This window comes from Methylobacterium sp. 001424705, from assembly GCF_059816145.1.
In genome coordinates this window covers 42,486-57,642 of the sequence record NZ_JCBANU010000007.1, presented here as the reverse complement: position 1 = coordinate 57,642, position 15,157 = coordinate 42,486, and the positions used below count along the sequence as shown (strand labels likewise).

The window sequence follows — 15,157 nt, the reverse complement described above, 5'->3', positions numbered from 1 at the left end:
CAGTGGTGGGAGCCGTCATGGTGGCCGCCGCTGCCATCGACCTTGCCGCGAAGGCGGCGGCCGAGGCTTGGCTGGACGAGGGTAGTGTCCGGGGCTTCCTGCCCTTCGTCGACCTGACCATGTCGTTCAACCACGGCATCAGCTTCAGCCTGTTCCCGGCACGCGATCCATCGTCCCTGACCCTTCTCCTCGGCATCCAGGGCACGCTCACCTGCCTCATTGCCGTCTGGGCGGTGGCGGCGGGAAGCGGGCTCGAACGCCTCGGGCTCGCCATGATGGCCGGCGGCGCCGCGGGAAATCTCATCGACCGGTTCGTGGACGGGGCCGTCACCGACTACCTCGACTTGCACACGGGCGGCATGCGCTGGTTCACCTTCAACCTGGCGGATGCCTGGATCTCCCTGGGCGTCGTCCTGCTGCTCGTCGACGGCTTCCGAGCGCGCCGGCGGCATTCAGATGCCGGAGGATTGACCTCATGATAGCCCCGATCCCGCCGAACCGTGGCCACGGCAACCCGTCATGCCCCTCCCGGGCCCAGGCTCGGACACCGATACCGTCGAGGCCGACATGCTGAAGAAGATCATGCTTGGGTTGGCGCTCCTGCTGGCGCTGTCCGCCTGCCAGGATGGACGGTACGCGGGCTCCACACGCCACTTCGCGCCGATCCCGCCGGCGACCCTGGCGCTGATGTCGACGGTGGGGGTGTCTCCCAGCGACCCGATCCTGATGCGAGCCTACAAGAAGGAGTCCGAGATCGAGCTCTGGAAGCGTGGCGCAGACGGCAGGTACATCTTGCTGAAGACGTATCCGATGTGCCGGTGGTCAGGTCAGCTCGGGCCCAAGACACGTGAGGGCGACCGACAGGCCCCGGAGGGCTTCTACGCGATCACGCCGGAATCCATGAACCCGAATTCCAGCCTCTACCTCTCGTTCAACCTCGGCTACCCGAACGCGTACGACCGCTCCCTGGGACGCACCGGTACGCACCTGATGGTCCACGGCTCCTGCTCGTCCCAGGGCTGCTTCGCGATGACGGACGAGGCGATCTCGGAGCTCTATGCCGTGGTTCGCGAGGCGTTCGCTGGCGGCCAGCGTGCCGTCCAGTTCCAGTCCTACCCGTTCCGCATGACCCCGGAGAACCTGGCCCGACACCGGGTGGACCCGAACATGGCCTTCTGGAAGAACATCAAGGAAGGCGCCGACCGGTTCGAGGTCACGAAGGCCGAACCGGTCGTCGAGGTATCGGGCGGGCGCTACGTCTTCGATGTGAACGGCGACGGCCCCACCGCCGACGCGGTCGCACGGAAGCAGGCGGACGACGAGCGGCAGGTCGCTGCCCTGGTGGCGAACGGAACGCCGGCCGTCCGCCTGGTGTACGAGGACGGCGGTCAGCACCGGGCATTCCGCGAGACCATGATGGCGGCCGGATACGGTCTTGGCGAGGTTAGCCGCCCCGAAGCCCTGGCGGCAGGGCCGCGCGAAGTCGCGATGCCCGCTCAGGGGCCGGGCGCCACCGTCGGAAAGCGTGAGCCAGTGCGGAGCACGGCGGCACCCAAGCTTCCGGGGACCGGCGTGACGGAGGCGGAACGTCGGCGCCTGCTTGAGACCTTCGCCGCGGCTGGGGACGGGCGGAAGTGATGCAACGTCGGGGACAGGCGACGACATGACCGAGGGGCCTCGCTGATGCCCCGCGTTCGTCAGGCCGCGGCGACCTCGTCCGCCCATCCCAGGCGCGCCTTGAGGTCGTTCATGTGGCTGAAGGGAACGACGCGACGATGCTGCAGCATCCCGAGCACGATGCCCGGATGAAGCCCGACCTCGTCGGCGAAGGCCACCACCTCCTGTTTCGTCCGCGGGCACGTGGTGGCGAAAGCGTCGATCCGCTCGCGCCCGACCAGCATCTCCTCGGCCCAGGCATCCGCCTCGGCCTCGACGTCGTTGTCTTCGCCGTTCTTGTCGTCGACGAAATTCATTCCTCGATGCAGGCTGATGTGCGCTGCCTCGTGGAAAAAGGTCCACCAGAAATGGTCGTTGCTCTTCATGCGCAGCGACATCTGGATCAGGGGACGCTCGTCGTTCAGCCACCGCGCCGACCCGAAGACGCAGGTCTTGCTTAGGGGCTTCTGGAACACCAGGGCGACGCCGGACGCATGGCAGATTTCGAGCATGCGCGGCTCGAAGGTCTCAGGCCTTGCCACGGTCAGCGAACGGATCTCTGCGCATCCCTGCTTGAACCGCCCCGGATCGTAGGCAGGCAGGCTGAGCCGGCGCGCCTTCTCCTCGCCCAGCATCAGCCAGCACAGCATGTGGTGAGGCGAGGTGGTGCCGGTCCTCGCCTTGCGGTGGTGCACGGCCAGGGAACCGAGCTTCGCCTCGTAGGCGTGGGGTCCCCCGATCCCGAGGAGGCTCAGCAGCCCGTCCATGATCCTGCCGAGGTCGTTGGTCTGGGGAAGGCGACCGCAGGCCTTCAGTTCCCGGATAGGGAACCCCTTGAGCCATTCGGCCTCTCGCACGGCCGCCTCCTGCTCCCGCAGCCGTGCCTGAAACAGGTCCCAGTTCGCCTGGAGGCCGGTCCAGATGTAGGCCTTGAGGCCGAGCACGTGCTCCAGCTTCAGTGCAGTCTCGGGAGTGACCGGGTTGGAGCCGTTAATGATCGTGCTGACGAGCTTGGGCGTCATGTCGGCAATGCGGGCGAACTCGGCCTGGGACCAGCCGCGCTCCTGGATGTACTCTTCGAGGTGTTCGCCGGGATGGGTCGCCCATTGCGGCGTCCAGGCTTCCTGCGTCGTCATCCCCTTGGTCTCCGCCGTTCAGTTGCCATGGTAGTCGACGATTTCGATGATCTCGACCGCCGTGACCTGACCCGTGTCGAGGCCGCCGTCAGGCAGGCAGGGCAACGGGTCGTGGTCGGGCACGAAGACGATACGCCAGTTGTCCTTGATCGTGACCGAGAGTTGGCCGTCCCGGTTACCGCCGAGTTGATGCCGGCGGTCGGGTGGCTCCGTCGGGACGTCCGAGAGGCAGGCTGCCTGCCCCAAAACGTCCAACCGCCTCCGTATCGGTTTCGCTCTGTCCCCGTAGGCCTTCGCCATTTCCTTCGGGTCCGACAGCGCCTTCCCGAGGCGCTTAGACCGGAAACGGATCTGCATCGCACCAATCCGTTACCTGCAAGGTAATGCTCCGCACTCCGTTACCCAATAGGTAACACGGTCGCATGCGCATGGCGACTCCTTCCAAACCCGGGCCGCCTTGAGGATGAACACCGTTGATTTGGCGGTTAGCGGGACAAGCCTTCCTTATCCATGCCCATCGGGAGACTGCGCATCCTCGGAACCCTCTTCGAAGCGGAGCCGTTCCTCGTCGCTCCCGATCGGCCGGGCCGTTCGCCGGTCCGGCTCGGCGCCAGGACGAGCCACCAACAACCAACGAGGAAGCCCCCATGAGGAAGTCCCTGTTCGCCGTCGCCGCCCTGGCCGCGCTCGGCGCCATCGGCATCGCCGCCCCCGCCTCCGCCGCCCCCGGCATGGTCGGTGCCGTCGATGCCCAGACCAACATCGTCGACGTCCGCATGCACGACAGCCACGGCCACCGCGGCCATGGCATGCGCCATCACCACCATCGCGGTCACGGCATGCGCCATCACCACCATCACCGCGGCCACATGATGCGCCACGGTCACGGCCATCGCCACCACCGCATGTGATCTTCCAGGGGCCCTTCGGGGCCCCTTCTCGTTTCCGGCAACCTTACGCCGATGCAGGGTCGCCCCGCTCGACCGACGCGGTCATCGTGGGTGCATCGGTGTGCTTGGCGGGCCCTCCCGACTGCCAGGCGTGAGGCCTACTTCGAGAAGCGTGCCTGCAGGCTGTGGCCATGGACCTTGGTCGACAGCACCACCTTGGCGCCCGCTCCTAACGGGGCGCTCAGGGGCCCGACCAGCTTGTTGGGCGCTGAGGCGTTAAGCGTGACGGTCTCGGTCTTGCCCCCGGACTGGATGACTGCACGGGCGCTAACCCCCTTGGTGTCGAGGGGCTTACCTTCCTCGTCCTTCAGGAAGAACACCATCTCCTTATCCGTGCCGACGAACTCGATGGGGTGGCCGTCGGCCACGGTGATTTGACCGCCGTTGGGACCGACCTTTGCCGCCGAGGGTACCTGGGCGGCCGCGGCGGTCGCCAGGGTCGAGGACATCAGGAGGGCGGCGAGGATCGGAAAGGTCTTGCGCATGGGACGTCTCCTTGAGGGTTCAGATAAGCAGTCGTGCCAGGTGACTAGAACGCCTCGACCGGACGGGGCTCGATACCGGCCGGGGCGGCGGGGCTGCGGACGGAGGCGGTTCGCAACCGCTCCAAGGCTTTCCGTCCGAAGGTGAGGAACAGGAGCGGCGTCAGCACCGTGTCGAGCAGGGTGGCGCTGACCAAGCCGCCGAAGATCGTCACCGCCACGGGGTGCAGGATCTCCTTGCCCGGCTCCTCGGCCCCGATCATCAGCGGGACCAGGGCCACGCCCGCCGAGAGCGCCGTCATCAGTACCGGCGTCAGGCGCTCCAGGGTACCCCGGATGACCAGGTCGCGCCCGAACGGCAGCCCCTCGTGCAGGGCGAGGTTGAGGTAGTGGCTGATCTTCAGGATGCCGTTGCGCGTGGCGATGCCCGTCAGCGTGATGAACCCGATCATCGACGCGACCGACAAGGGCTGACCCGCCAGCCAAAGGGCCAGCACCGAACCGATGAGCGCCAGGGGGATGCTGCCGAGGATGATCAGCGTGAACACGACCGACCGGTACCGGCTGTAGAGCAAGGCGAAGATCATCCCCAGCGACAGGAGCGAGAGCGTGCCGATGGTTCGGCTCGCCTCGGACTGCGCCTGGAACGACCCTTCCAGGTTCGTCGTGTAGCCGTTGGGTAGCTTGGTCGCCGCCATCTCCCGCTGGATGGCCGCCACGATCCCGGTCATGTCGGTCTTGCCGTCGGTGTTGGCCTGGACCACGATCCGGCGGCGGGCATTCTCGCGCAGGATCTGGTTCGGTCCGTCAGTCTCGCGGATATCGGCGATCTGGCGGGCGGGGACCCATCCCGAGGGCGTCTCGATCAGGAGGTCGCCCAGGCGCTGCGTAGTGCGCATGGTGTCGGGCAGCCGCATCACCACGTCGAAGCGGCGGTAGCCGTCCACCACGCGGGACACGACCTGGCCATTGGACAGGCGGCTGAGTTGCTCGACGAGCGCCGCCGGCTGGACGCCGTAGAGGGCCGCCCGGGTGTAGTCGACCCGGATTTCCAATTGCGGGATTCGGACCAGCTTCTCGACCTGGAGGTCGGCGATGCCCGGGATATTGGCCATGCGCCGCCGCAAATCCTCGGCGAGGCTGCGCAGGGTGTCGAGGTCCTCGCCGAACACTTTTAGGGCAATCTCGGCGCGGACGCCCGAGAGCATGTGGTCGAGGCGGTGCGAGATCGGCTGGCCGACGTTGATGGAGACCGGCAGCACCTTCAGGCGCTCCCGGATGTCGGCCACCAGTTCGGCCTTGGGCCGGCCGCCGGGCTTAAGGTCGATCTCCAGGTCGGAGGAATGCACCCCCTCGGCATGTTCGTCGAGCTCGGCCCGGCCGGTGCGGCGGCCGACGGAGCGGACCTCCGGGATCTCAAGGACCAGCTTCTCGGCGATGAGGCCGACCCGGTCGCTCTCGGAGAGCGATATCCCGGGGCTGAAGGCGGCGGTGACCGTGAACGAGCCCTCGTTGAAGGGCGGCAGGAAGGCGCGTGGCAGGAACACCGCGGCCGTGCCGGCGAGGATCACGGCGGCGGCGACCGTGGCCATCACGAGCCGCCCATGGGCGAAGGCACGCAGCAGGAGCCAGCCGTTGAAGCGCTTGAGCACGCGCACCAGGCCGCTCTCGTGCTCGTCCAACCGCTTGAGGCCGGGCAGCAGGTAGTAGGCCATCACCGGCGTGAGGGTGATGGAGACGACGAGGCTTGCCAGGATCGAGATGATGTAGGCCTGACCCAGCGGCGCGAAGAGGCGGCCCTCGATGCCCGACAGGGCGAACAGCGGCACGAACACCAGGACGATGACCATCGTGGCGTAGACGATGCCCGAGCGCACCTCCTGCGAGGCCGACACAACCACGTCGAACACGGAACGCGGGTTCCCCACTGCCCGGTTCTCGCGAAGCCTGCGGAAGATGTTCTCGACGTCCACCACGGCGTCGTCGACGAGCTCGCCGATGGCGATGGCAAGGCCGCCGAGCGTCATCGTGTTGATGGACAGCCCGAGGAAGTGGAAGATCACCGCCGTGGTCAGGATGGAGACTGGGATCGCGGTCAGCGAGATCACCGTGGTGCGCACGTTGAGGAGGAAGGCGAAGAGCACCACCGCCACCACGGCGACGGCCTCCAGCAGCACCTTCTCGACGTTATGGATCGAGGTCTCGATGAAGTTGGCCTGCCGGAAGATGAGCCGGTCCGCCTGGACGCCCTTGGGCAGGCTCGTGCCGATCTCCTTGAGCGCGGCCTCGATGGTCTCGGTCAGGCGGACGGTGTCGACGCCGGGCTGCTTCTCCACCGAGACAACCACGGCCGGAGCGCCCATGTAGCCGCTGTCGCCGCGCTTGGTCTTGGCCCCGAAGGAGACGTCCGCGACCTGGCGAAGATAGACCGGGCGCTTGTCGACGGTCGCCACGACCATGTTGCGAAGGTCGTCGAGGTTCATGGTCCGGGCGACGTTCCGGATCAGGTACTCGCGGGCGTACTGGTCGGTGAAGCCGCCGCCGGTGTTGGTCCCGAACTGCTGGAGGGCCTTCTCCACCTGCTCGTAGGTGACGCCCAGCGCCCGCATGGCGGTGGGCTGGGGTGCGATCCGGAACTGTCGGACCTCGCCGCCCATCGGGATGACCTGCGCCACGCCGGGAATCGAGAGGAGGCGCGGGCGGATCGTGAAGTCCGCGATCTCGCGCAGCTCCATGGCCGAAACGGTGTCGCCGGTGACGGCCACCATCACGATCTGCCCCATGATGGAGGAGATCGGGCCCATCATCGGGCTGACATTGGCCGGAAGCTGGGGCCGCACCATCGCGAGGCGCTCGCCCACCTGCTGGCGGTTGCGATAGATGTCGGTGCCCCAGTCGAACTCGACGTAGATCACCGACAGGCCGACGCCCGAGACCGAGCGCACGCGGCTCACCCCAGGAAGGCCGTTCATCTGGGTCTCGATGGGGAAGGAGACGAGTTGCTCCACCTCCTGCGGGGCGAGGCCCTCGGCCTCCGTCATGACCGTGACGGTGGGCCTGTTCAGGTCGGGGAAGACGTCGACCGGCAGCTTGGTGACGGTGAAGGCGCCGTAGAGCACCAGCACCGCCGCGATGGCGAGGACCAGAGTGCGGTTCCCGAGGGACCGCGAGACGAGGAACGTGAACATACGCCTGCCCTCACCGAACCTGGTTGATGAGTTCGGCGCCTTGGGTCACGACCCGCTTGCCGTTCCCAATGCCGGAGACCACCAGCACCCGGGCGGCATCGAGGGGCTCGACCTGCACCTCGCGCGGCTCGAAACGTTCCGCCTGCGTGTGTTCGTAGACGAGGGCCTGCCCGTTGGCGGAGCGCACGACGCTTGCCCGAGGGAGCGCGAGACCTTGCAGGGGGGCGCTGCTGCTGGCGTGCACCGTCACGAACTGGCCGGTGCGCAGGTCGGGTTGCTCGCCCTCGATGGCGAATTGAACGGGTACGGCCTGGCTGCGGTCGGCCAATCCGGCGCCGCGGTAGTTCAGGGTCAGGGTGCGTCCGTCGGCCAACCGAGCCGAGGCGTTCTGGGCCGGCGCCAGGGCCTCGAAGCTGAGGGCCTCGACCCATAGCTTCGCAGGGTCGGTGATCTGGAAGACCATCGTACCCGGGCTCGCCATCTGGCCGGCCATGGCGTTGGCCTCGGCGATGACGCCGGAGACGGGTGCGATCAACGGTTCGGGCTGAAGGCGGATCTTGTCGAGGGCGGTGCGCCTGTCCTTAAGCCCGGACAGTTCGGCGTTGGCCTCGTCGAGCTGGACCTGCGAGACCGCACCGCCCGGGGCCAACTTCTGGAAGCGTTCGACGCGCCGCTGCACGATGGCGATCTGCTGGTCGAGCTCGCCCTGACGCTGGCGCATGTCCGAGGCGTCCACCGCCTGGATTGGAGGGGTGACGAAGGCGAGCACGTCGCCCTTGGCGACAGGTGTGCCCAGCCGCGGGAACACCCCCGAGGGCGGCGGCGACAGGCGCCCGCCGACGGAAGACTGCACGACTCCGCTCGCATTCGGGTCGGTGATGACCCGGCCCGGCATCTCGGTGGTGCGGGCCAAGGCGCTCGTGGCCGTCACCACCGTGCGGATGGTCAGGAGGCGCTGGGTCGGCTTGGGCATGAATACGCTGCCGTCCGGCAGGCGCTGGGCCACGTCCCGGCTGGCGCCGTTCGGCGCCGCCATCAGGGTCTTGGGCTCGTTCCCGTGGTCGTGGCCCTCGTGGGCGTTGGCCCTCGGCGCCAACACGACGCCCGCCGCCAGAACCAGGACCGCCACGGCCGGTGCCGAGCGGCGTCGTCCGAGCAGGAGCGTGAGGCCGACGCCGAGCACGAAGCCGGTACCGCCGATGACGAACGCCATCGGATCAGCCTGGGTCAGGTGGTGCTGGAAATCGTGGGCGATGGCGAGGCCGCTCGTCCAGGCGGTGGGCGGACCTGCCGTGGCGGCGGGAGGCTCGGGCACCTCAAGCTCCACGGGAAAAACATCGCTCGTGCCGTCGGCCAGGGTCACGGTGAAGGTCAGGTCGTAGGCGCCCGGCTTCTCGCTCCAATGGGCGTCGACCAGGTAGGCCCCGTCCGGCGTCGCGGTCGCGGTTACGGCGCCCTCGGGCGTTTCCGCCTGGACGGTGGCCCCGGTCACGGGCTCGTTGCTGCCGGTGCGGTCGACGTAGACCATCAGCGCGCCGTTGCGGGCCACGACCACGACCTCGAAGGCGTCCGAACTCGATACGCCGCGGGGAGCGGTGACCGCGGGAGCGGACTTCGCCTCCTCTCCATGGTCGTGGCCCTCATGGGCAGGGGCGGCTCCGCCCCATAGGCAAAGCAGCAGCGCCGCCGCGCTCAGGGCAGCGGCCAACGGATTACGACGCATCATCAGGAATTCCTTCGCACCAAAACACCGGCCGCCGTCCCTCAAGACGGCATGCCGCTACAGGCGCGCCTCAGCGCGCCAGGTTCAGGCGAAGGATCGAGGGGGCTCGGGCAGCGCCTCTGGCGCTCGGCTCGGGGGTGCGAGATCCGCGGGTCCGAGCGCCAGGCGCAGCGAGCGCCAGACGCGCCCGACCGCGGCGGCTTCCGTAACCGTCAACCCGCCATGGCAGGCACACGCCGCACAGCAGGCCGCATGCGCCTTGGACTTGTTGGTGTCCCCGGCATGATCGTGGCCGACCTGCGAGCCCTCGGAGACCGCCGTTTGGCCATCGTCGACTGCCGCCACCAGCGTCGGGCCGTGCGTATGGCCGACGTGAGCGTGGACCACCGACGGCATGACGAAGGCCACGATCATCAGGATCGCGGCCAGACAGCGCCATGTTTGTCGGGTCAGGGTCATCACGTCGCGAACTCTATCACACGCGGCCGAAGCCAACATCCAGTTTGTGACGGCGGGGGCGGTTTGCAAGGCCGACGGTTACCGGCTCACTTTGGACGCGGCTCACCCGGGTGTGTCTGTTCTGTATTCGTCGGCCAAGTTTGGTCGCAACGCAATGACGGACCGAGATTTCACCCTGACCTGAAGGTCCGGTCGCCCTTCGTCACTGTACATTCAGCTTGCGACGCCTAGCATCCTGAATACGGAGACATTTCCGTGATCCAGGAGGCGACAATGGTTGGACGTCTTTTTGCGATGATCGGCGCTGTGATCTTGGCAGTGACCCTTCAGCTCACCCCGGCGAAGGCAGCCCCCCTTGCGACGAGCCCCGGCCTCGTCGACCCCATCGGAAGTCCGGTGCAGACCGTGCAGCACTGGGGCCACCATCACCATGGGGGCCACCACCATCACCATGGGGGCCACCACCATCACCGGCGCCACCATCATCACCATGGCTGGGGACACCACCATCATGGCTGGGGGCACCATCATCACTACCGGCGGCATCAGCACCACTGGGGCCACCATCATCACCACCATCGTCGGCACAATCACCACTTCTGAGGCGTAGATCCGAGATGCGGCAGGACTGCCCGCCGGGGCGGCCGTGCCGGTTCCGTAGCGTCAGGCTGCGCTCACCGTACCGTTCAGTGCGATCCTGGCCGCATCGGTTCGCCGGTAGCCGTCATGGCGCGGTCGTCCGAGCGGGTCGGCATGCACGCGCCGTATCCAGCCTCGCCGGACGAGGACCTCCAGCGAGCGCGCGTCGAGGCGCGTGGCCTCGATCCAGCCGTCGTCCGGGACCTTGAGAAGCTGGGCGCGATGGCGTTCGGTCAGGCGCCACGGCGATGGGGCCGGGACGGGCACCTGCCAAGGGGCCTCGGCGTGCGGGATCGGATGCCCGAGCGCCTGCAGGATGGCGTCCAGGCCATCCGTAAGGGCCGCAGGTCCGGGCTGCAGGATCAGGGGCGACTTGATCTCGACGATGCGACCCTGCGCGACGGCGGGGATTGCGGCCCAGCCCGGCCGGCCGGCGATGCGGGAGGGCACGACCTTCTTCCCGCACCAGGACGCCAGGATGACTTCGGGCGCAGCCGAGATCACCGCTTCCGGCGCCACGATGCGATCCTTGGCGGCCCCCTGCCGGGAAAGCTCCGGGAAGATGTCGTCGCCGCCGGCGATTGCCACGAGCTCGGAGACCCAGCCGATGCCCGAGATCAGGGGCTCGTCCCATTCCTCGAAATAGACCCGCGGCCGCGGCCGTTCGTTGGCCTGCTCCGCTACGCGCGCGAGTCTGGCCTCGTAGCCACGGACCAGTGCCTCCGCCTTGTCGCGGACGTCGACCAGGGCGCCCACCGTGCGGATCATGGCGAGGATGCCGGCGACGTCGCGGTGGTTGAACGCGTGCACGGCAACGCCGGCCCTGACGAGGTCGGCGACGATGCCGGCCTGAAGGTCCGAAAAGGTGAGCACCAGGTCGGGGGCGAGGGCGAGAACCTTCGGAATGTCGGCGCTGGTGAAGGCGGAAACCCGCGGCTTCTCGCGGCGGACCTGCGGCGGACGGACGGCATAGCCGGAGACTCCGACGATGCGGTCCTCCACGCCGAGGAGATAGAGGGTCTCGACGGTCTCCTCCGTCAGACACACGATGCGTTCGGGCGGGAAGCGGCGCATGACCCTGCATATCCTCATGGGCGGGTTTCGGAAGCGGCGTCCCAACGGAAGGGCTGCGTTCGCACCTAGCCCTTGTGGTGGCAGGCACCTGGGGATGCGTCACATGCTGGAGGGCGGTCAGGGGCACGAAATCCTGTCACATCCGCTCCTTGATCCCGGTGGAGACGAGCCACCAGTTCACCGGGTAGCTGGTCAGGAACCCTGCCACCATGGCCACCTGCATGGCGAACCAGAACTCGACCGAGTTCACCGGCGCTGGCTGCCCCGCGAGGTGCGGGAACACGGCGAATTGGGCGAACGCCATGAAGCCGTACATGCCGACCTGCCAGGCGATCAGCGACAGGGTGTCGGCCTTGAGGGCTGCGACGATGCCCTGGCCCGGGGAGAGCCCGCGCATCGGCACGATGGCGTAATACTGGAACACGATCCCAAGCCCGAAGGCGAACACGAAGTCCAGCACCCAGACCGCGTACATCTTCTCCTCGAAGAGCGAGTGCCAGCCGAACCAGACCGCCACCGCCGGCACGAGGAAGGCGAGCCACTCGGCGGCGACGTCGCCGAGCATGCAGCCGCTGCCGCAGTGGAGCGCGCCCTTGCCCACCATCACCGGAAACGGCGTTTGCGTCATGTTCGGAGGCTTCTCGTCCCGCTCCATCGCGCGGTGATGCGCCTCCATGGTCGCGAGGCGGCCATAGCGAAAGTAGGCCCAGACCACGACCACCGTGCCGAACAGGGCGCTGACCGGCCAGACCACGTTCATCACGGTCATGTGCTGCGGATGCCGGATCACCTGCACCGACAGAAGGATCGAGCAGGCGGCCCCGAGCAGCAGGGCCAGGATGGAGAGCGCATGGAGCCAGGCGGGGAACATCGTGGCCATGCCGCTCAATGCCCCATCGCCAGCATCCAGATCGCCATGGCGACCATCATCACGTTCTCGGTCAGCGAGACGAAGCCGAGCGGCACCTTGCTCGACCCGCCGACGCAGGCGCACTTGATCTCGCGTTTGTCGACGTAGACCGCCTTGAACACCGAGACCGCGCCGACGGTGCCGATGAACAGGGCCACGGGGATCGACAGCCAGTTCAGGGCGCCGGCCACCATCAGGACGCCGGCGATGCCCTCCAGGAGCGGGTAGGCGTAGGCGTAACGCACCCAGCGCTTGGCCAGCAGGTCGTACCCGAGGAACATTGAGGAAAAGGTCTCGACGTCCTGCAGCTTGAGGAGGGCCAACACGCACATGCTGAAGGCGATGAACCACTCGGCCGCCCGGACGGTCAGCGGCGTGCCGTACACGGCGTAGCTCGCCGCGAGCGCCATCAGCGCCGTCATCGAGAACACCGCCACGACCGGCGTATAGGTCGTCGCGTTCGGGTCGTTGGCGGCCCGTCCGAAATGCCGCCTGAGATCGTCGAAGCCCCCGACGCGCTCGCCGTTGATGAAGGTCTGGGGCGTCGACTTGACCCCGTGCTCGGCCTTGAAGCGGTCGGTCTCCTCGCGGGTGGTCAGCCAGTGGTCTTCCACCTGGAAGCCCTGGCGTTCGAGGAGATCCTTCGCCTTGAGGCCGTACGGACACGTGTGCTGCGGCATCATCATGCGGTACAGGACCGCCTTGCGGGACGCGGTGGCTTGCATCGGAAACTCCGTGGGTTGTCTGGCCGGGATGCCGTCCGGGCTTCGAAGTGGAAGCAGGGTGCGGGCAGCGGCCGATTGGGCTTGCGGACCTTCCTGCACCTTCCCATTATGGGAAGGTCAACTGAGGGGCTCCTACGATGAATATCGGCGAGGCGAGCCGGGCCTCCGGGGTCTCGGCCAAGATGATCCGGCACTACGAAAGCATCGGGCTCGTGCCCCCGGCGGACCGGCGCGACAGCGGCTATCGCGATTACGGAACCGCCGACCTGCACCGGCTCGGCTTCGTCCGGCACGCCCGGGACCTGGGCTTCTCGCTGGACCGCATCCGGGTGCTGCTAGGACTCTGGAGCGATCCCGACCGCAGCAACGCCGACGTGAAGGCCATCGCGAGGGCCCACGTGAAGGAACTCGAACAGCGGGCCCGCCAATTAAACGAGATGGCCGACGCCCTGCGGTCCCTGGCCGACGCCTGCGACGGCGACGGTCGGCCGGATTGTCCGATCATCGCCAGCCTGGAGACCGGGGCCGACGTCTCAGCCAGCCGTCCGGGCGCGTCCCCGGGGCCGGCGCGGCCTCCCACACCTCGCAGGAAGGCCGTCGCCAAGCGCTGAAGCGAACGGATCGGTCGCTCCCGACGCCCGGCGCGCCGCATCACATGGCCACCTTCTTGCCCATGCCGTCGCAGCAGCAGCCCTTCTTCCCGCTTTTCATCGACATCGAGGCCATCGGCTTGGCGCACATTCCTTTGGCGCCCTTTCCGCAGCACCCGGCCGCCAGGGCCGGGGTCAGCGAGAGGGCGAGCATCGCGGCCGCGGCCAACATCATCTGCTTCATCGTTTTCTCCTGGGTGGTTCGGAAACGTGAGGAACGGCCCCGGAGGCCGTCCCCGGGGCTCAGGCCGCCATCTTGCGGCAGCTCTCGGCGCAGCGGCGGCACTGCTCGACGCAGTCCTGCATGTCGCCCACCTGCTCGCAACTCTTCGCGCAGGCCTCGCAGACCTCCGCGCAGGCCCGGCAGGTGTGCCTGTGCTCGGGGGTCCCGAGCAGCATGAAGTGGGCGGAGGTCCGACAGATCTCCGCGCAGGCCAGCATCAGGCGAAGATGCTCCGGCTCAACGTGCTTGCCCCCGGCCGGCAGGCAGTGGTTTGAGGCCATCCCGAGGCAGGTTTGATAACAGCGTAGGCACTCATCGATGCACGACTGCATCTCGCTCGACATGTTGTGCATGATATCCACTCCATCAATTGGCAAAATGATGTCATTGACTAACAATATCAAGCACATTAGACACCTGATCTTGTTAGTATCACAACCAAGCACTCCGACTAAGGTTCAATTATTCCGTCGAAATAGAACTCAACGATAATTGATCCCTATTTTTGCATGCGGTCACTTGGCATTCTTCTTCAGCCATGCCTCCATATCTGCAACCTCCTTCTTCTGGTCATCGATGATTTTCTGGGCCATCGCCTTGGTCGCCGGGTCCTTGGCGTGCCTCAGCGCCACCTCGGCCATGGCCATCGCACCCTTGTGGTGCGGGATCATGTGCGTGCGGAAGTCGACGTCCGTGTCGCCCGTGTAGGCCACGTCCATGTCCTTCATCATCGTCATGTCGGCAGCCTTGAATTCCTTGGTCGAGGCGTTGTCCTTCGGGTCGGGCTTCATCGAGTCCCCGGCACCCATGCCCGGCATGGAACCGTGGTCGTGCGTGGCTTGGGCGATGGCCGGACCGGCGAGCCCGAGGGAGACGAGGGCGGCGAACAGGGTCGTGGTGGTCGAGGTGGCCATGGTGCGTTTCCTTCTTGGGTCGGGATCGAACGGGTGGATCAGTTGAACTTGCCGCTGGCGGTCGCGCCGTCGGGGGCGGTGAGCTGGACGGCGCCCTTCGGGCTGTCGCCGAGCGCCACGGACGCCTTGCCCGAGAGGCGGTTGCCGTCTGTCGGCTCCAGCGGCACGCGGGCCGGCTTGCCGCCGACGACGAGGATGGCGGTGCCCTTGAAACCGGTCGCCGGGACCGGTTTCTGGCTTCCGTCCGACACGAACACGTCGACCGTCTCGCCCTTGGCGACGAGCTCGACGTGGTACTTGCCGGCATCCGTGACGCGGCCGCCGTGCTGGCCGGCCGTCTCGTGCGCGCAGGCCGGCATCGCGACCAGCGCCCCGGCCATCAGGGCCATTCTCCAGGGGATCATCGGTACTCTCCTTCGTGGGGTGGA

At 67.3% G+C, this 15,157-nt stretch carries 17 protein-coding genes and 1 pseudogene; 5 read left to right on the top strand and 13 right to left on the bottom strand.

The features are described 5' to 3' along the window. The first annotated feature begins 17 nt into the window (after nt 1-17). Both lspA and AC6EUL_RS07605 read left to right on the top strand, forming a co-directional pair. Complete coding sequence (gene lspA, locus AC6EUL_RS07610) at nt 18-479, top strand: signal peptidase II (RefSeq protein ID WP_245436449.1); 462 nt, start codon at nt 18-20, stop codon at nt 477-479. A gap of 88 nt (nt 480-567) precedes the next feature. Then, on the top strand, nt 568-1,638 hold the full coding sequence (locus AC6EUL_RS07605) for a L,D-transpeptidase family protein (RefSeq protein WP_499869702.1): 1,071 nt from the start codon (nt 568-570) through the stop codon (nt 1,636-1,638). A 59-nt stretch (nt 1,639-1,697) separates the two neighbouring features. On the opposite strand, the gene AC6EUL_RS07600 is transcribed toward AC6EUL_RS07605, so the two are convergent. Then, nucleotides 1,698-2,792: a HigA family addiction module antitoxin gene (locus tag AC6EUL_RS07600; protein WP_103711587.1), complete on the bottom strand. Its 1,095-nt coding sequence runs from the start codon at nt 2,790-2,792 to the stop codon at nt 1,698-1,700. An 18-nt stretch (nt 2,793-2,810) separates the two neighbouring features. Further along, nucleotides 2,811-3,149: a type II toxin-antitoxin system RelE/ParE family toxin gene (locus AC6EUL_RS07595; protein ID WP_103711586.1), complete on the bottom strand. Its 339-nt coding sequence runs from the start codon at nt 3,147-3,149 to the stop codon at nt 2,811-2,813. A gap of 290 nt (nt 3,150-3,439) precedes the next feature. Between AC6EUL_RS07595 and AC6EUL_RS07590 the strand changes: the two genes are divergently transcribed. Continuing rightward, entirely contained in the window at nt 3,440-3,703 is a 264-nt protein-coding gene (locus tag AC6EUL_RS07590; RefSeq protein ID WP_253370573.1) for a hypothetical protein, read from the top strand. Nucleotides 3,704-3,840: 137 nt separating this feature from the next. Here the strand turns inward: AC6EUL_RS07590 and AC6EUL_RS07585 are convergent, their stop codons facing one another. From AC6EUL_RS07585 to AC6EUL_RS07570, 4 genes are all read right to left on the bottom strand, one after another. Beyond that, nucleotides 3,841-4,227, bottom strand: a complete 387-nt coding sequence (locus AC6EUL_RS07585) for a hypothetical protein (RefSeq protein WP_245436445.1) — start codon at nt 4,225-4,227, stop codon at nt 3,841-3,843. A 44-nt stretch (nt 4,228-4,271) separates the two neighbouring features. Further along, the gene (locus tag AC6EUL_RS07580) at nt 4,272-7,412 is read right to left on the bottom strand and encodes an efflux RND transporter permease subunit (protein WP_103711584.1); all 3,141 of its coding nucleotides are present in this window, start codon (nt 7,410-7,412) and stop codon (nt 4,272-4,274) included. A 10-nt stretch (nt 7,413-7,422) separates the two neighbouring features. Further along, a complete protein-coding gene (locus AC6EUL_RS07575) occupies nt 7,423-9,138 on the bottom strand; it encodes an efflux RND transporter periplasmic adaptor subunit (RefSeq protein ID WP_245436443.1) in 1,716 nt (571 codons plus the stop codon). Nucleotides 9,139-9,219: 81 nt separating this feature from the next. After that, the gene (locus AC6EUL_RS07570) at nt 9,220-9,594 is read right to left on the bottom strand and encodes a DUF2946 family protein (protein ID WP_103711583.1); all 375 of its coding nucleotides are present in this window, start codon (nt 9,592-9,594) and stop codon (nt 9,220-9,222) included. Between the two features lie 430 nt (nt 9,595-10,024). On the opposite strand from AC6EUL_RS07570, the gene AC6EUL_RS07565 reads away from it, so the two are divergent. After that, a complete protein-coding gene (locus AC6EUL_RS07565; RefSeq protein ID WP_181017409.1) occupies nt 10,025-10,204 on the top strand; it encodes a hypothetical protein in 180 nt (59 codons plus the stop codon). Between the two features lie 329 nt (nt 10,205-10,533). Here the strand turns inward: AC6EUL_RS07565 and AC6EUL_RS07560 are convergent. The 3 genes and pseudogenes from AC6EUL_RS07560 to AC6EUL_RS07550 all read right to left on the bottom strand — a co-directional run. Beyond that, a pseudogene (locus tag AC6EUL_RS07560) lies at nt 10,534-11,307 on the bottom strand (cobalamin-binding protein); the annotation flags it as partial. A 136-nt stretch (nt 11,308-11,443) separates the two neighbouring features. Beyond that, complete coding sequence (locus tag AC6EUL_RS07555) at nt 11,444-12,178, bottom strand: DUF4396 domain-containing protein (protein ID WP_103711600.1); 735 nt, start codon at nt 12,176-12,178, stop codon at nt 11,444-11,446. A 14-nt stretch (nt 12,179-12,192) separates the two neighbouring features. Further along, nucleotides 12,193-12,942 (bottom strand): glutaredoxin family protein, encoded by a 750-nt coding sequence (locus AC6EUL_RS07550; RefSeq protein WP_103711581.1) that lies wholly within the window; start codon nt 12,940-12,942, stop codon nt 12,193-12,195. A 137-nt stretch (nt 12,943-13,079) separates the two neighbouring features. On the opposite strand from AC6EUL_RS07550, the gene cueR reads away from it, so the two are divergent. Beyond that, nucleotides 13,080-13,553 carry a Cu(I)-responsive transcriptional regulator gene (cueR, locus tag AC6EUL_RS07545; RefSeq protein ID WP_103711580.1) on the top strand — a complete coding sequence of 158 codons (474 nt, stop codon included), beginning with the start codon at nt 13,080-13,082 and terminating at the stop codon, nt 13,551-13,553. Between the two features lie 40 nt (nt 13,554-13,593). Here cueR and AC6EUL_RS07540 read toward each other — a convergent pair whose 3' ends face one another. The 4 genes from AC6EUL_RS07540 to AC6EUL_RS07525 all read right to left on the bottom strand — a co-directional run bounded on the left by AC6EUL_RS07540 (nt 13,594) and on the right by AC6EUL_RS07525 (nt 15,133). After that, the gene (locus AC6EUL_RS07540) at nt 13,594-13,776 is read right to left on the bottom strand and encodes a hypothetical protein (protein ID WP_103711579.1); all 183 of its coding nucleotides are present in this window, start codon (nt 13,774-13,776) and stop codon (nt 13,594-13,596) included. A gap of 59 nt (nt 13,777-13,835) precedes the next feature. Further along, on the bottom strand, nt 13,836-14,168 hold the full coding sequence (locus AC6EUL_RS07535; RefSeq protein WP_103711599.1) for a four-helix bundle copper-binding protein: 333 nt from the start codon (nt 14,166-14,168) through the stop codon (nt 13,836-13,838). Nucleotides 14,169-14,330: 162 nt separating this feature from the next. Continuing rightward, nucleotides 14,331-14,729, bottom strand: coding sequence for a DUF305 domain-containing protein (locus AC6EUL_RS07530; RefSeq protein ID WP_103711578.1), 399 nt, complete (start codon nt 14,727-14,729; stop codon nt 14,331-14,333). Nucleotides 14,730-14,767: 38 nt separating this feature from the next. Continuing rightward, a complete protein-coding gene (locus AC6EUL_RS07525) occupies nt 14,768-15,133 on the bottom strand; it encodes a hypothetical protein (protein ID WP_103711577.1) in 366 nt (121 codons plus the stop codon). Nucleotides 15,134-15,157 lie beyond the last annotated feature (24 nt).

Bases quoted from the DNA above. Each gene is read 5' to 3' on its own strand.
- lspA (WP_245436449.1), top strand. From the start codon at position 18: ATGGTGGCCGCCGCTGCCATCGACCTTGCCGCGAAGGCGGCGGCCGAG.
- AC6EUL_RS07605 (WP_499869702.1), top strand. From the start codon at position 568: ATGCTGAAGAAGATCATGCTTGGGTTGGCGCTCCTGCTGGCGCTGTCC.
- AC6EUL_RS07600 (WP_103711587.1), bottom strand. From the start codon at position 2,792: ATGACGACGCAGGAAGCCTGGACGCCGCAATGGGCGACCCATCCCGGC.
- AC6EUL_RS07595 (WP_103711586.1), bottom strand. From the start codon at position 3,149: ATGCAGATCCGTTTCCGGTCTAAGCGCCTCGGGAAGGCGCTGTCGGAC.
- AC6EUL_RS07590 (WP_253370573.1), top strand. From the start codon at position 3,440: ATGAGGAAGTCCCTGTTCGCCGTCGCCGCCCTGGCCGCGCTCGGCGCC.
- AC6EUL_RS07585 (WP_245436445.1), bottom strand. From the start codon at position 4,227: ATGCGCAAGACCTTTCCGATCCTCGCCGCCCTCCTGATGTCCTCGACC.
- AC6EUL_RS07580 (WP_103711584.1), bottom strand. From the start codon at position 7,412: ATGTTCACGTTCCTCGTCTCGCGGTCCCTCGGGAACCGCACTCTGGTC.
- AC6EUL_RS07575 (WP_245436443.1), bottom strand. From the start codon at position 9,138: ATGATGCGTCGTAATCCGTTGGCCGCTGCCCTGAGCGCGGCGGCGCTG.
- AC6EUL_RS07570 (WP_103711583.1), bottom strand. From the start codon at position 9,594: ATGACCCTGACCCGACAAACATGGCGCTGTCTGGCCGCGATCCTGATG.
- AC6EUL_RS07565 (WP_181017409.1), top strand. From the start codon at position 10,025: ATGGGGGCCACCACCATCACCATGGGGGCCACCACCATCACCGGCGCC.
- AC6EUL_RS07555 (WP_103711600.1), bottom strand. From the start codon at position 12,178: ATGTTCCCCGCCTGGCTCCATGCGCTCTCCATCCTGGCCCTGCTGCTC.
- AC6EUL_RS07550 (WP_103711581.1), bottom strand. From the start codon at position 12,942: ATGCAAGCCACCGCGTCCCGCAAGGCGGTCCTGTACCGCATGATGATG.
- cueR (WP_103711580.1), top strand. From the start codon at position 13,080: ATGAATATCGGCGAGGCGAGCCGGGCCTCCGGGGTCTCGGCCAAGATG.
- AC6EUL_RS07540 (WP_103711579.1), bottom strand. From the start codon at position 13,776: ATGAAGCAGATGATGTTGGCCGCGGCCGCGATGCTCGCCCTCTCGCTG.
- AC6EUL_RS07535 (WP_103711599.1), bottom strand. From the start codon at position 14,168: ATGCACAACATGTCGAGCGAGATGCAGTCGTGCATCGATGAGTGCCTA.
- AC6EUL_RS07530 (WP_103711578.1), bottom strand. From the start codon at position 14,729: ATGGCCACCTCGACCACCACGACCCTGTTCGCCGCCCTCGTCTCCCTC.
- AC6EUL_RS07525 (WP_103711577.1), bottom strand. From the start codon at position 15,133: ATGATCCCCTGGAGAATGGCCCTGATGGCCGGGGCGCTGGTCGCGATG.